11 protein-coding genes are annotated in these 13,965 nt (G+C 68.8%); 10 read left to right on the forward strand and 1 reads right to left on the reverse strand.

What is annotated here, in order from left to right; all coding sequences use genetic code 11:
• Positions 1-114: 114 nt before the first annotated feature.
• A complete protein-coding gene (locus ACFVM3_RS40065) occupies positions 115-1,401 on the reverse strand; it encodes a PLP-dependent aminotransferase family protein (protein ID WP_378445004.1) in 1,287 nt (428 codons plus the stop codon).
• A gap of 171 nt (positions 1,402-1,572) precedes the next feature.
• Between ACFVM3_RS40065 and ACFVM3_RS40070 the strand changes: the two genes are divergently transcribed.
• The 10 genes from ACFVM3_RS40070 (at position 1,573) to ACFVM3_RS40115 (ending at position 13,796) form a co-directional block, all read left to right on the forward strand.
• Positions 1,573-2,403 (forward strand): alpha/beta fold hydrolase, encoded by an 831-nt coding sequence (locus ACFVM3_RS40070; protein ID WP_378445005.1) that lies wholly within the window; start codon positions 1,573-1,575, stop codon positions 2,401-2,403.
• Entirely contained in the window at positions 2,400-4,136 is a 1,737-nt protein-coding gene (locus tag ACFVM3_RS40075; protein ID WP_378445006.1) for an amino acid adenylation domain-containing protein, read from the forward strand. Before ACFVM3_RS40070 ends, ACFVM3_RS40075 begins: the two co-directional genes overlap by 4 nt.
• A gap of 14 nt (positions 4,137-4,150) precedes the next feature.
• A complete protein-coding gene (locus tag ACFVM3_RS40080; RefSeq protein WP_378445007.1) occupies positions 4,151-5,341 on the forward strand; it encodes a cytochrome P450 in 1,191 nt (396 codons plus the stop codon).
• 102 nt (positions 5,342-5,443) lie between these two features.
• Positions 5,444-6,505: a 4-hydroxyphenylpyruvate dioxygenase gene (hppD, locus tag ACFVM3_RS40085; protein ID WP_378445008.1), complete on the forward strand. Its 1,062-nt coding sequence runs from the start codon at positions 5,444-5,446 to the stop codon at positions 6,503-6,505.
• On the forward strand, positions 6,502-7,575 hold the full coding sequence (locus ACFVM3_RS40090) for an alpha-hydroxy acid oxidase (protein WP_378445009.1): 1,074 nt from the start codon (positions 6,502-6,504) through the stop codon (positions 7,573-7,575). The genes hppD and ACFVM3_RS40090 overlap by 4 nt, the downstream gene beginning before the upstream one ends.
• A gap of 203 nt (positions 7,576-7,778) precedes the next feature.
• The gene (locus tag ACFVM3_RS40095; protein ID WP_378445010.1) at positions 7,779-9,188 is read left to right on the forward strand and encodes an NDP-hexose 2,3-dehydratase family protein; all 1,410 of its coding nucleotides are present in this window, start codon (positions 7,779-7,781) and stop codon (positions 9,186-9,188) included.
• A gap of 1 nt (position 9,189) precedes the next feature.
• A complete protein-coding gene (locus tag ACFVM3_RS40100; RefSeq protein WP_378445011.1) occupies positions 9,190-10,155 on the forward strand; it encodes an NAD-dependent epimerase/dehydratase family protein in 966 nt (321 codons plus the stop codon).
• The gene (locus ACFVM3_RS40105) at positions 10,152-11,261 is read left to right on the forward strand and encodes a DegT/DnrJ/EryC1/StrS family aminotransferase (RefSeq protein ID WP_378445012.1); all 1,110 of its coding nucleotides are present in this window, start codon (positions 10,152-10,154) and stop codon (positions 11,259-11,261) included. Before ACFVM3_RS40100 ends, ACFVM3_RS40105 begins: the two co-directional genes overlap by 4 nt.
• Positions 11,262-11,277: 16 nt before the next feature.
• Positions 11,278-11,895, forward strand: a complete 618-nt coding sequence (locus ACFVM3_RS40110) for a dTDP-4-dehydrorhamnose 3,5-epimerase family protein (RefSeq protein ID WP_378445013.1) — start codon at positions 11,278-11,280, stop codon at positions 11,893-11,895.
• Positions 11,896-12,092: 197 nt separating this feature from the next.
• On the forward strand, positions 12,093-13,796 hold the full coding sequence (locus ACFVM3_RS40115; RefSeq protein ID WP_378445014.1) for an ArnT family glycosyltransferase: 1,704 nt from the start codon (positions 12,093-12,095) through the stop codon (positions 13,794-13,796).
• Positions 13,797-13,965 lie beyond the last annotated feature (169 nt).

Raw genomic sequence — 13,965 nt, forward strand, 5'->3', positions numbered from 1 at the left:
AGCCACTTTCGCAACCTTCAACGTTGCGAAAGTGGCTTTCGCAGCACCCCGAGACACGGAAAGGCCCCCATCCCGAACCAAAGGGATGGGGGCCTTTCCGGTACCAGAGCGACCTCAGGGAAGCCGCGGCTTGATGAGCGCCGCGAGCCGCGCGACGCCTTCTTCGATCAGTTCCGGCGTGAGCAGGCTGATCGACAGCCGGAGCTGGTGGAATCCGCCCTTGCCGCCGTAGAAGTGGTGCATCGGGGTGAACAGCACACCGTGGTCGCGAGCGGCGATTTCCAGCAGCTCGTCGTCGACGACGAACGGGACCGTGACGGTGACGAAGAACCCGCCGGTCGGAGTGTTCCAGGTGACGTCGGCGCATGACCCGAGCCTGCGGTCGAGTTCGCCCAGCGTCAGCTGCAGATTGCGCTGGTAGATGGCGATTTCCCGCGCGTTGGCCTTGGTGAGGCTGAAGTCGTTGAGCAGGAGTTTGCCGGCGATCACGGCTTGGGCGATGGGCGACGTGTTCACCGTGAGCATGCCCTTGAGCTTCGAAAGCTGGTCGGCGTACAGGCCGCCGTCGGCCATCCGCTGGTCCGCCACCGCGAAGCCGACGCGGGCGCCGGGCATGCCGGTCTTGGCGAAGGAACCGATGTAGACCACGGAACCCGACCGGTCGAGGGACTTCAGCGACGGCAGCCGCTCGGAGCCGAACAACCCGTACGCGTTGTCCTCCAGGAGCAGGATCCCGTTCTGCTCGGCGACGTCGAGGAGACGGTGGCGGGAAGCCAGATCCATGCTGGTGCCGGTGGGATTGGCGAAGTTGGGGGTCACGTAGCAGGCCCGCACCCGTTTGCCCTGCTCGTCGGCGCGCTTCAGCTGGAGGACGAGGTCGTCCGGGTCGATGCCGTTTTCGGTCGAACGCACCGGCCACACGGGAGTGTCGGTGAGCAGCGCCGCCCCGGTCAGTCCGACGTAGGTGGGGGCGGGGGCGAGCAGTACGTCCCGGTCGCCCGCGCGCAAGGTGCGCAGGACCAGGAACATGGCCTCCTGCGCGCCGACGGTGACGACGACGGATTCCGGGGCGGCGTCGATGTTCTCGTCTTCGGCGATGTTCTTCGCGATGAGGTCGGCGATGACGCCCTTGGTGGTGCCGTATTGGAAGAGCGTGCGGGTCACCCCCGCCTCGTCCAGTTTTCGATCTTCGCGAAGATATGCGCAATAGGCGTCGATGTACTCGTGAATGAGCCGGATGTCGAAGAACTCTTCGTACGGCCGGCCTGCCGCCATGGAAATGGCCACAGGGTATTCGTCGATCAGTTCGTTGAGCAGATTCATCGACGAGATGGCCGGATCGGTGAGCGATCCATGCAGCGTTTCCACGTTCAAGTGAGTGGACAGACCGTTTGAATCCATGAATACTAGGATTTCCATACGCCGTTGAGGTGTCAAGAACGGGCCGTGGACGCCATTTCCGGAGAATGTCCATCGCCGAATCCTCGCTGACACTCCGTCCCCGAAGGTACGGTCGATCCGCGCCCCGCCATCGAATCGCGGCGCAGCAGCCCTTTTCCCTCAAGGAGCATCATGCTGATGACAACCGAGAACGGGATCCGGTTGTCCTACAACGACTGTGGTGACGGCCCGCCGGTCCTTCTGCTGACCGGCACCGGCGCGCCGAGTTCGGTGTGGGACCTGCATCAGGTACCCGCGCTCCGTGCCGCCGGTTTCCGGGTGATCACCATGGACAACCGCGGGATCCCGCCGAGCGACGACGGCGCGGGCGGGTTCACGATCGCGGACCTAGTCGACGACGTCGCCTCCCTGATCGAGTATCTCGACGCGGTGCCCTGCCGGGTGATCGGCACGTCGATGGGCTCGTACATCGCGCAGGAACTCGCGCTCGCCCAACCGGAACTGCTGGATTCGGTCGTGCTGATGGCGGCCTGCGGCAAGAGCAGTCTCGTCCAGCGGGAGCTCGCCGAGGGCGAGGCGAAATTGATCGAGCAGGGCATCGAGTTGCCGCCGGGTTTCCTCGCCGCCGTCCGCGCCATGCACAACCTGGGGCCCGCGACCCTCGCCGACGACGACGCCGCGGCCGACTGGCTCGACCTGTTCGCGGCGTCCGGCGCTTGGGGGCCCGGTGTCCGGTCGCAGCTTTTGGTGAGCGCGTTGCCCGACCGCCACGACGCCTACCGTGCGATCAAGGTGCCCTGTCACGTCATCTCGTTCGAGCACGATCTCGTGGCGCCCCCGGCCGGCGGACTGGAGCTGGCCTCCGCGATCCCCGGCGCGACTTACCGCACGATTCCCGAGTGCGGGCATTTCGGTTACCTGGAGAACCCGGAAGCGGTGAACCGCGAGCTGATCCGGTTCCTCCGCGCCGGATCGCGCGAGACACTGGGAGAGACCGTATGACCGTCCTTTCGGCGGCCACGACACCCGATCTGTTCGAGGCGACCGCCGCCGTGCTGCCGGATCGGCAGGCGGTGGCGATGGACACCGCCACCCTCACCTACGCCGAGCTGAACGGGGAGGCCAACCGGCTCGCCCGGCGCCTCGTCGCGCACGGTGTCGGCCCGGAGCGGCTCGTCGCGCTGGCGATGCCGAGGTCGATCGAGTTCGTCATCGCGATCCTGGCCGTGCACAAGGCCGGTGCCGCATACGTGCCGGTCGATCCGGACTATCCGGAGGAGCGCAAGCGGCAGATGCTGGACGACGCGGCGGCGCACTGTCTGCTGTGCCTGCCGGGTCAGGACGTGTCCGGTGCCCCCGTCGTACTGAGCGTGGAACGGGAACCGGGAATGTCCGAGCCGAACCTGGACGACCGGGACCGGCTCGGCCCGCTGCGTCCCGACCACCCGGCGTACGTCATCTACACCTCCGGTTCGACGGGGCGGCCGAAGGGCGTGCTGGTCACGCACCGCGGCATCCCGAACCTGGCCGACGACTACGTGCGCCGTCAGGAACTGGGGCCGGACAGCAGGTTGCTGGCCTTCGCCTCGCCCAGTTTCGACGCCGCGGTCGCCGAGTTCTGGCCGATCTGGCAGGCGGGTGGCTGCCTGGTACTGGCGTCCGCGCCGGACCTCGTCCCCGGTGAGCCGCTTTCCCGCCTGGTGCGCGAACAGCGCATCACGCATGTCACGTTGCCGCCGTCCGCGCTGGCGCCGCTGGAGGAGTCGGGCGGCCTGCCTGCCGGACTGACCCTCCTGGTCGCCGGTGAGGCGTGCCCGGCCCCGGTCGCGAAGCGGTGGGCGGTGGACCGCGTGATGATCAACGCCTACGGCCCGACCGAGACCACGGTCGCGGTCACCGCGAGCGAGCCGCTGACCGGTGAGGAGACGCCGCCGATCGGGAGGCCGATCACCGGTGTCCGCACGTATGTCCTGGACGACCGGCTGCGGCCCGTCGAGGACGGGGACGTCGGCGAGCTGTACACGGTGGGCCCCGGTCTCGCTCGCGGTTACCTCCGAAGAGCGGCCGCGACCGCGGAACGGTTCCTGCCGGATCCCTTCGGCACCCCGGGCGGCCGCATGTACCGCACCGGCGACCGCGTCCGCACGCGCGCGGACGGCCAGTACGTCTTCGTCGGCCGGGTCGACGACCAGCTGAAGGTGCGCGGCCACCGGATCGAACCGGGCGAGGTCGAGGCCGCGCTGCTGGCGGTGGACGGCGTGGCCCAGGCGGTGGTGACCGAGCACGAGAACAGGCTCGTCGCCTATGTCGTCGGCGCCGGTGGCGAGCGCGTCCCCGCCGAGCGGCTCCTGACGCCGCTTCGCGCGCAGCTGCCCGGATATCTCGTCCCCGACGTGATCGTCGGCTTGCCGAGCCTGCCGGTCTCGCCCAACGGCAAGATCGACCGGGTCGCCCTGCCCACCCCCGAAGAGGAGCACGCCGGGCGCGCGGCGGCGGGGCGGGAACCGCTCACCCCGACGGAGATCATCCTTGTCGAGCTGTTCGCCGAAGTGCTCGGCGTCAGCAGTGTCGGCGTGGACGACAGCTTCTTCGAAATCGGCGGCCACTCGCTGCTCGCGACCCGGCTCGTGAGCCGCATCCGGGAACGCCTCAAGATCCGGCTGAGGGTGCAGGCGTTCTTCGACGCGCCGACGGTGGCTCGGCTGGCCAAGGTGCTCGACGGCGCCCACACCTGACCTGGAGACCAGTCATGCAGACGACGACAGCCGTCGACCTCGGAAATCCCGACCTCTACACGACTTTGGACCGGCACGACCGGTGGCGCGAGTACGCGGCGGAAGACGCGATGGTGTGGAGCGAGCCCGGCAGCTCACCCGGCGGATTCTGGTCCGTGTTCTCGCATCGGGCGTGTGCCGCGGTACTCGGGCCGTCGGCCCCGTTCACCTCCGAATTCGGGATGATGATCGGTTTCGACCGTGAGCATCCCGACAACTCGGGTGGCCAGATGATGGTGGTCTCCGAACAGGACCAGCACCGGAAGTTGCGCAAGCTGGTGGGGCCACTGCTCTCGAGGGCGGCGGCGCGGAAGCTGTCGGAGCGGGTGCGGGCCGAGGTTTCCGGAGTACTGGACCGCGTGCTCGACGGCGAAGTCTGCGACGTGGCCGCGGCGATCGGGCCGCGGATCCCCGCCGCCGTCGTCTGCGAAATCCTCGGTGTGCCGCCCGAGGACCAGGACATGCTCATCGACCTGACCAACCACGCGTTCGGCGGCGAGGACGAGCTGTTCGACGGGATGACCCCGCGTCAGGCGCATACCGAGATCCTCGTCTACTTCGACGAACTGATCTCCGCGCGCCGCGCGAGCCCCGGCGAAGACCTCGTCAGCACCCTGCTTTCCGACGACGAACTGTCGATCGATGACGTTTTGCTCAACTGCGACAACGTGTTGATCGGCGGCAACGAGACGACGCGGCACGCGATCACCGGCGCGGTGCACGCTTTCGCCACCGTGCCAGGCCTTCTGGCGCAGGTGCGGGAAGGGGACGTGGACGTCGACACCGTCGTGGACGAAGTGTTGCGCTGGACTTCGCCCGCGATGCACGTCCTGCGTGTGACGACCGGGGAGGTCACCATCAACGGCCGCGACCTCGGACCGGGTACGCCGGTGGTCGCTTGGCTGCCCGCGGCGAACCGGGATCCCGCCGTGTTCGAGGACCCCGATCTGTTCCTGGCGGGGCGGAAACCCAATCGGCACATCGCTTTCGGGCACGGTATGCACCACTGCCTCGGGTCCGCGCTCGCGCGGATCGAGCTGGCGGTCGTGTTGCGGGAGGTGGCCGAGCGAGTGTCACGAGTGGAGCTGACGAAGGAGCCGTCCTGGTTGCGGGCGGTCGTAGTGCAGGGCTACCGGGAACTGCCGGTGCGGTTCACCGGCCGCTGACCGTCCTATTCGGACTGAACTGTCAAGCGGACACCATTGATGGGGAATGGGCTTCGCGCCATCCTGTTCTTGAGGATCACATCTATTCCACGGAGGAATGTCTTGTCTTCTCACGAAACCACGCAGAATTTCGAGATCGACTATGTGGAAATGTACGTGGCCGACCTGGAGGCCGCCGCGTCCGGCTGGATGGACAAGTACGACTTCTCCGTCGCGGCCACGGACCGGTCGGACGACCACCGGAGCGTGACGCTGCGGCACGCCGAGATCGTCCTGGTCCTCACCGAGCCGCTGACCGACCGGCACCCGGGGGCGACCTACCTGCAGACCCACGGCGAAGGGGTGGCGGACATCGCGCTGCGCACTCCCGACGTGGCCGCGGCCTTCGCGACCGCCGTGAAGGCGGGCGCGCAGCCCATCCGCGAGCCGGAGAAGCGCGCGGACTCCGTCGTCACGGCCACCGTCAGCGGTTTCGGCGATGTCGTGCACACCCTGATCCAGAGCGACGACACCGAGGAATCGACGGCGGCCTTCCGCGGCAAGGGCGGCGTGGACCTGAACGCCATCGACCACTTCGCGGTCTGCCTGAACGCCGGCGACCTCGCTTCCACGGTGGCGTACTACGAGCGTGCCCTCGGGTTCAAGCAGATCTTCGAAGAGCACATCGTGGTCGGTGCCCAGGCGATGAACTCCACCGTCGTGCAGAGCACGTCGGGTGCGGTCACCCTTACGCTGATCGAGCCCGACAAGACCGCCGACCCCGGCCAGATCGACGACTTCATCAAGGAGCACCACGGCTCCGGCGTCCAGCACATCGCGTTCACCAGCCCCGACGCGGTCCGTGCGGTCAAGGAGCTTTCCGCGCGTGGCGTGGAATTCCTGAAGACCCCGGACGCCTACTACGACCTGCTCGGCGAGCGGATCGAGCTGGAGACGCACTCGCTGGACGACCTGCGCGAGACGAAGCTGCTCGCCGACGAGGACCACGGCGGCCAGCTGTTCCAGATCTTCACCGCCTCCACCCACCCGCGTAAGACGATCTTCTTCGAGATCATCGAGCGCCAGGGCGCCGGCACGTTCGGCAGCTCCAACATCAAGGCCCTGTACGAAGCCGTTGAGCTGGAGCGCACCGGGCAGAGCAAGATCGGCCCCGCCCAGCGATGACCCACCTCTGCCTCGACGACCTCGAACGTGCCGCCAGGGCGGCCCTCCCCGGCGAGATCTGGGATTTTCTCGCCGGGGGCAGTGGGGCCGAGTCCTCGCTGGAGGCCAATCGCACCGCGCTGGAGCGGATCTTCGTGATCCCCCGGATGCTGCGCGAGCTCTCCGGCGGTACCACCGAGGCCGAGGTTCTCGGCCGGCGCGCCGCGCTCCCCGTGGCGGTCGCACCGGTCGCGTACCAGCGGTTGTTCCACCCCGAAGGCGAACTCGCGGCGGCACGCGCGGCGCGGGACGCCGGCGTGCCGTACACCGTCTGCACGCTCAGCAGTGTCCCGCTGGAGGAGGTCGCGGCCGTCGGTGGACGGCCGTGGTTCCAGCTTTACTGGCTGCGCGACGAAAAGCGGTCGCTGGAGCTCGTGCGCCGCGCGGAGGACGCCGGCTGCGAGGCGATCGTGTTCACCGTCGACGTGCCGTGGATGGGACGGCGGCTGCGGGACATGCGCAACGGCTTCGCGTTGCCGGAATCGGTGACGGCGGCCAACTTCGACGCCGGTGCCGCCGCGCATCGCCGTACCGAAGGGCTTTCCGCCGTCGCCGACCACACCGCGCGCGAATTCGCCCCGGCCACTTGGGAATCCGTCGAGGCCGTCCGCGCGCATACGGACCTTCCGGTGGTGCTCAAGGGGATCCTCGCGGTCGAGGACGCCGTGCGGGCCGTCGACGCGGGTGCCGCCGGGATCGTGGTGTCCAACCACGGAGGCCGTCAGTTGGACGGCGCCGTACCGGGCATCACGATGCTGGGCGAGATCGCGGCCGCGGTCTGCGGTGGCTGCGAAGTGCTGCTGGACGGCGGGATCCGGACCGGCGGGGACGTGCTCAAGGCGATCGCCCTCGGCGCGTCCGGTGTGCTGGTCGGACGGCCGGTCATGTGGGGACTGGCCGCGGATGGCCAGGAGGGCGCCCGGCAGGCGCTCGACCTGCTCGCCGTCGAACTCCGGAACGCGATGGGCCTGGCCGGCTGCGATTCGGTGAGCGCGGTCCGGCGGTTGAGCATTCGGTACAGCGGGTCGTGAGTGGCGATTCGGGTTCCGGCGCCCGGCCGCTGCCGACTCCGGGCGCGGTCCGTGGCCGCCTGGAGGTGGTGTCGCGAAAGCCACTTTCGGGACACCAGACGTCGCGAAAGTGGCTTTCGCGACACGGTCGCCAGGTCGGCGCCGGGCCGCGGTTGGGCTCACGCCGAATCGCCACTCACGACCGCCTACGAAAGGTGAGGTCCATGCTGCCCCTTCTCACACCCGTGACGGTGCGGCCTCGCGACGACCGCGACCACGCCGACCGCATCGCGCTGTCGGCCGCGACGACCGACGGCGTCCACATGCCGACCAAGGACGTCCGCCTGTGGATCGACGAACGCCGTGAGGCCAACGTCTTCCACGTCGAACGCATCCCGTTCGCCGAACTCGACCAGTGGCATTTCGAGGACGTGACCGGGAACCTCGTGCACAGCAGCGGACGGTTCTTCGCCATCGAGGGGCTGCACGTGGTCGAGGCCGACGGCCCCCACGGCGACGGCCCGTACCGCGAATGGCGGCAGCCGGTCATCAAACAGCCCGAGGTGGGGATTCTCGGCATCCTGGCGAAGGAGTTCGGCGGCGTCCTGCATTTCCTCATGCAGGCCAAGATGGAACCGGGAAACCCCAACCTCGTGCAGCTCTCGCCGACCGTGCAGGCCACCCGCAGCAACTACACCAAGGCGCACGGCGGCACGAACGTCAAACTGATCGAGTACTTCGCTCCGCCGGACCCGGAACGGATCATCGTCGACGTCCTCCAGGCCGAGCAGGGCTCGTGGTTCTTCCGCAAGTCCAATCGCAACATGATCGTCGAGACCCTCGACGACGTGCCGATGTGGGACGATTTCTGCTGGCTCACCCTCGGCCAGATCGCGGAGCTGATGCACGAGGACGAGACGATCAACATGAACGCCAGGAGCGTGTTGTCCTGTCTGCCGTACCACGACGAGGCTCCCGGCGCGCTGCTGTCCGACGTCCAGCTCCTGTCGTGGTTCACGAACGAGCGTTCGCGCCACGACGTGCGCGCGCGGCGCATCCCGCTCACGGACGTCCGCGGCTGGAAACAGGGCGTCGAAGCGATCGAGCACGAAGACGGCCGGTACTTCAAGGTCCTCGCGGTCGCCGTGAAGGGCAGCAACCGCGAGAAGATCAGCTGGACCCAGCCGTTGCTGGAATCCGTCGGCACGGGGGTGGTGGCGTTCCTCGTCCGCGAGATCGACGGTGTCCCGCACGTCCTGGTCCACGCCCGCGCCGACGGCGGGTTCCTGGACACGGTCGAGCTGGCGCCGACCGTCCAGTGCACACCCCAGAACTACGCGCATCTGCCAGCGGAGAGCCGCCCGCCGTTCCTCGACTTCGTCCTGAACGCGCCGCGATCGCGGATCCGTTACGAGGCCATGCATTCCGAAGAGGGCGGCCGCTTCCTCAACGTCAGGGCCCGCTATCTCGCGATCGAGGCGGACGACACGGTCGAGTCCCCGCCCGGCTACGCCTGGGTCACCCCCGGCCAGCTCACCGCGCTCACCCGGCACGGGCACTACGTCAACGTCGAAGCCCGCACCCTGCTCGCCTGTATCAACGCCGCGACGGCACAGCCGCAACGAGAGGCATGAAATGAAGCAGATCACCGTCCTCGGGGCGTCGGGCTTCGTCGGCTCGGCCGTGACGCGCGCGCTGGCGCGGCAACCGATCCGGTTGCGCGCGGTGTCGCGCAGGCGGCTCACGCCGCCGGAGGGCCAGGCCGAGACGACCGTCGTCACCGCCGATCTCACCGACCGCGCCGCGCTGGCCGAAGCGATCGCGGGCTCGGACGCGATCGTGTACCTCCTCCTCGCGGACGGCGGCTGGCGGGTCGCCGAGACCGAAGAGGCCGAACGCGTGAACCTGGGTGTCATGCGGGACCTCGTCGAAGTCGTGAGCGGACAGCCACTGGTGGTCTACGGCGGTGCCGCGTCGCAGGTCGGTGTGCCACCCCGGGAGCCGATCGACGGGAGCGAGCCCGACGAGCCGGGAACCCCTTACGACCAGCAGAAACTGGCGGCGGAACAGGTCCTCAAGAAGGGCACGGCCGACGGCCGCGTGCGCGGGATCAGCCTGCGGCTGCCCACGGTGTTCGGCGAGACCGCGACCGAGGGCGCGAACCAGGACCGCGGCGTCGTGTCCGCCATGGCGCGGCGCGCGCTCGACGGACAGGACCTCACCATCTGGGGCGACGGCACCGTGCGGCGCGACCTGGTCCACGTCGAGGACATCGCATCAGCGTTCACCGCGGCACTGGCCGCCCCGGACGCGCTCGTCGGCGGCCATTGGCTGCTCGGTGCCGGCCGGGGAGACCAGCTCGCCGACGTCTTCCGGCTCGTGGCGAAGGAAATGGCCGAGCACACCGGACGAGGCCCGGTGGACGTGGTCTGTGTCGAGCCTCCGTCGCACGCGCCGTCGACGGATCTTCGCAGCGTCACCATCGATTCGACGCCGTTCCGGGCGATCACCGGCTGGCGTCCGGAGATCTCACTGCCCGAAGGAGTGCGCCGCACCGTCGCCGCGCTGACCACCCCCGTTCACGGAAAGGCTCGCACATGACCACGCGCGTATGGGACTACCTCGCCGAATACGAGACCGAACGGCTCGATCTGCTGGACGCGGTCGAGACCGTCTTCAACTCCGGGCAGCTCGTGCTCGGCGCGAGCCTGCGCGGTTTCGAATCGGAATTCGCCGCGTACCACGGCGCCGGGTACTGCGTCGGTCTCGACAACGGGACGAACGCGATCAAGCTCGGCCTCCAGGCGCTGGGCGTCGGTCCTGGCGACGAGGTGATCACGGTGTCGAACACCGCCGCCCCGACCGTCGTCGCCATCGACGGCACGGGCGCGACCCCCGTGTTCGTCGACGTCCGCGAGGACGACTTCCTGATGGACACCGGCCAGGTCGAGGCCGCCATCACCGAACGCACCAAATGCCTGGTGCCCGTTCACCTGTACGGCCAGTGCGTGGACATGGCGCCGCTGAAGGCGCTCGCCGCGAAGCACGGACTGTCCATTTTGGAGGATTGCGCGCAGGCGCACGGCGCCCGGCAGAACGGCACGATCGCGGGCACGACCGGCGACGCGGCCGCGTTCTCCTTCTATCCCACCAAGGTGCTCGGCGCGTACGGCGACGGCGGCGCGGCCATCACGTCCGACGAGACCGTGGCCGCGAAGCTGCGCCGTCTGCGGTACTACGGCATGGAGGAGCGCTACTACACCGTCGAGACCCCTGCCCACAACAGCCGGTTGGACGAGGTCCAGGCCGAGATCCTGCGGCGCAAGCTCAAGCGTCTCGACGCCTACACGGCGGGCCGCCGGGCGGTCGCCCAGCGCTATGTCGACGCCCTCGGCGACACCGAGCTGAAGCTGCCGAAGACCGTCCCCGGCAACGAGCACGTCTACTACGTGTACGTCGTTCGGCACCCGCGCCGCGACGAGATCCTCGAACGCCTCAAGGCGTACGACATCCACCTGAACATCAGCTACCCGTGGCCGGTGCACACCATGACCGGGTTCGCCCACCTCGGTTACGCGACGGGTTCGCTCCCGGTCACCGAGAAGCTGGCGGGCGAGATCTTCTCGCTGCCGATGTACCCCGCGCTCTCGCCCGACCTCCAGGACAAGGTCGTCCACGCGGTCCGCGAAGTGCTGTCCACCCTCTGACCACAGGAGCAAAACCGTGCAAGCACGCAAACTCGCCGTCGAAGGCGCGCTCGAGTTCACCCCGCGCGTCTTCCCCGACGACCGGGGCCTGTTCGTTTCGCCGTACCAGGAGGAGGCGTTCATCGAGGCCCACGGCGGCCCGCTCTTCCCGGTGGCGCAGACGAACCACAGCCGGTCGAAACGCGGTGTGGTGCGGGGTATCCACTACACCGTGACCCCGCCGGGAACCGCGAAGTACGTCTACTGCCCCCGCGGCAAGGCCTTGGACATCGTGGTCGACATCCGGGTCGGTTCGCCGACGTTCGGCAAATGGGACGCGGTCCTGATGGACCAGGAGAACTTCCGGACGATGTACTTCCCGGTCGGTGTCGGCCACGCCTTCGTGGCGCTCGAAGACGACACCGTGATGTCGTACATGATCTCCTCGCCCTACGTGGCGGCGAACGAACTCGCCCTCTCGCCCCTGGACCCCGCGCTGGGCCTGCCGATCGACACCGACGTCGTGCCGATCCTGTCGGAACGGGACACGGCCGCCCTCACGCTCGCCGAGGCGGAGGGGCAGGGAATGCTCCCCGACTACAACGCCTGCCTGGAAATCGAACGGCGGCTGTCCGTTCTTCCGCTCTCCGTCTGACTTTCTCTTTCACCAGCGCCCGGCCGACGAGGGCCATCACGGACCCGACTCGGTGCCGCCGAAATGGCGGCGCCGACCGTGATGGCCCTCGAAGGCGCGGGCGCCCGGCCGGGTAATCGTTATCCAGGGCGGGCCGGGCGCACCGGCCCGCCGGGGGAAGGACGCCGAACTTGACGACCGATGGCCTTCAGCCGTCAATGGACACTTCGAAGTGGAGCGCCTGGGTGCGGCGGCACCAGCGGTGGCTGCTCGCGGGCGCCGTGCTCGCCCTGCTCACCCAGATGGCGTTCGCGATGATCACGACCGCCGTGGAACAGTCTCCGACCATCGACGAGCCGGTCTACGTCGGCACCGCGGTGGTCTACCTCGAAGAGCACAGCCTGCGGTACAACCCCGAACATCCCCCGCTGGGCAAGCTCATCATCGCGACCGGGGTGGCCCTCACCGATCCGAAGGTCGCCCCCGGCTTCGACGGCCACGAGTGGGAACTCGGCAAGCACGTCGTCTACGAGGCGGGCAACGATCCGGAACGGCTGATGCTGTTCGCGCGGCTGCCGGTGATCCTGCTGACGCTGTTGTTCGGGCTGGTCGTCTTCGCGTTCGCGTCCGATCTGGCCGGCCGCGCGGGCGGGCTGCTGGCGCTCACCCTGTTCACCTTCTCGCCCGACGTCATCGCGCACGGCTCGCTGGCGACGCTCGACGTGCCGGTGGCCGGGTTCCTGCTGACGTCGGTGTGGCTGGTGTGGCGTGCCCGGCGCCGCCCCGGTCTCTACCTCCCGCTCGCCGGGCTCGCGCTCGGCGCGGCCACGGCCACGAAAGTGCTTTCCCTGGTGGCGGTCCCGGTGCTGATCCCGCTGGCCGTGCTGTCCGTCTGGCACGCCCGCCGCGCCCGCGGTCTCGACCTGAAGTCCCCGGCGCTGCTGATCGGGCGTGGTGTGCTGGCGGCCGCCGGGATGGCGCTGCTCGCGATCGCCGTCGTGTGGGCCTCCTACCTCGTGGTGGATCCGCGGCTGCGCTGGGAGACACCGTCGGGAATGCAACGGCTCCACGGAATGCGCACCCTCGTCGAGTGGCTGCCGTTCCCGCAGCCGTTGAAGGACGGGATGCGGTTCCAGTTCGAACTCGAAGACCACGTGTGGCACAACTTCCTGTTCGGCAGGCACTACACGGGATCGCTCTGGTACTACGGCCCGGCCGCGCTGCTGGTGAAGACGCCGCTGGGCGCGATGGCGATCTGGCTGGCGGGCGCCGCCGTGCTGCTGTCGGTGCGGCGGTTGCGCCCAGCCGCGCCGTACGTGCTCCTCCCGACCGCCCTGCTGATGGCCACGGCCATGGTCATCGTCCGCGACAACGGCGTGCGGTACCTGGCCTTCGCGCCGATGTTCCTCGCCGTCGCGGCGGCCGCGGTGCTCGTCGTCCGGAGACGGTGGGTGAAGGTGGCCGCGGTGACCGTCGTGGCCTTCGCCGCGGTCAGTTCGCTGATGACGTTCCCGTACTACCTCCCGTATTCCAACGAGGCGTTCGGCGGGCCGGAGAACACCCACCGGTACCTGCTGGATTCGAACGTCGACTGGGGACAGGACCTGGGACGCCTGGCGGATCGCCTGAAGAAGGACTACGCGGGTGAGCGCACCTGGCTCGTCTATCAGGGGAGTGGTCTGCCGTCCCACTACGGCATCGACGCCGCCGATCCGCTCACGGTGCCCGCGGACCAGGTGCACGGGGTGCTCGCCGTGTCGGATTCCGCGGTCCTGGGGGCCTTCTCCGACCCGATGGGCGGTGGCGGCACCGGCGGGGGCGGGCAGACCGGCGGCGTCACCGGCGATCTGGGCGCGCTGATCGCCGGGAGCACGCCGGTGGAGCGGGTGGGGCACTCCATGACGATCTACCGCCGCCCTTGACACCTTGGCGTCGCCCACGGACAGGCCGCCCGGCCGGGTGTCGCGAAAGTGGCTTTCGCGACACGCCTTGCCACGTCGGCACGGACAGCCGCCCGGAACAGCGCGCGGCCGGTCCACTTGAGACAGTCGCCGCATGTCGCGAAAGCCACTTTCGGGACACCAGATGTCC

The sequence above is a fragment of the Amycolatopsis sp. NPDC057786 genome (genome assembly GCF_042797905.1).
Classification (GTDB): Bacteria; Actinomycetota; Actinomycetes; order Mycobacteriales; family Pseudonocardiaceae; genus Amycolatopsis.

Bases quoted from the DNA above. Each gene is read 5' to 3' on its own strand.
- ACFVM3_RS40095 (WP_378445010.1), top strand. From the start codon at position 7,779: ATGCTGCCCCTTCTCACACCCGTGACGGTGCGGCCTCGCGACGACCGC.
- ACFVM3_RS40075 (WP_378445006.1), top strand. From the start codon at position 2,400: ATGACCGTCCTTTCGGCGGCCACGACACCCGATCTGTTCGAGGCGACC.
- ACFVM3_RS40090 (WP_378445009.1), top strand. From the start codon at position 6,502: ATGACCCACCTCTGCCTCGACGACCTCGAACGTGCCGCCAGGGCGGCC.
- ACFVM3_RS40115 (WP_378445014.1), top strand. From the start codon at position 12,093: ATGGACACTTCGAAGTGGAGCGCCTGGGTGCGGCGGCACCAGCGGTGG.
- ACFVM3_RS40070 (WP_378445005.1), top strand. From the start codon at position 1,573: ATGCTGATGACAACCGAGAACGGGATCCGGTTGTCCTACAACGACTGT.
- ACFVM3_RS40080 (WP_378445007.1), top strand. From the start codon at position 4,151: ATGCAGACGACGACAGCCGTCGACCTCGGAAATCCCGACCTCTACACG.
- ACFVM3_RS40065 (WP_378445004.1), bottom strand. From the start codon at position 1,401: ATGGATTCAAACGGTCTGTCCACTCACTTGAACGTGGAAACGCTGCAT.
- ACFVM3_RS40100 (WP_378445011.1), top strand. From the start codon at position 9,190: ATGAAGCAGATCACCGTCCTCGGGGCGTCGGGCTTCGTCGGCTCGGCC.
- ACFVM3_RS40105 (WP_378445012.1), top strand. From the start codon at position 10,152: ATGACCACGCGCGTATGGGACTACCTCGCCGAATACGAGACCGAACGG.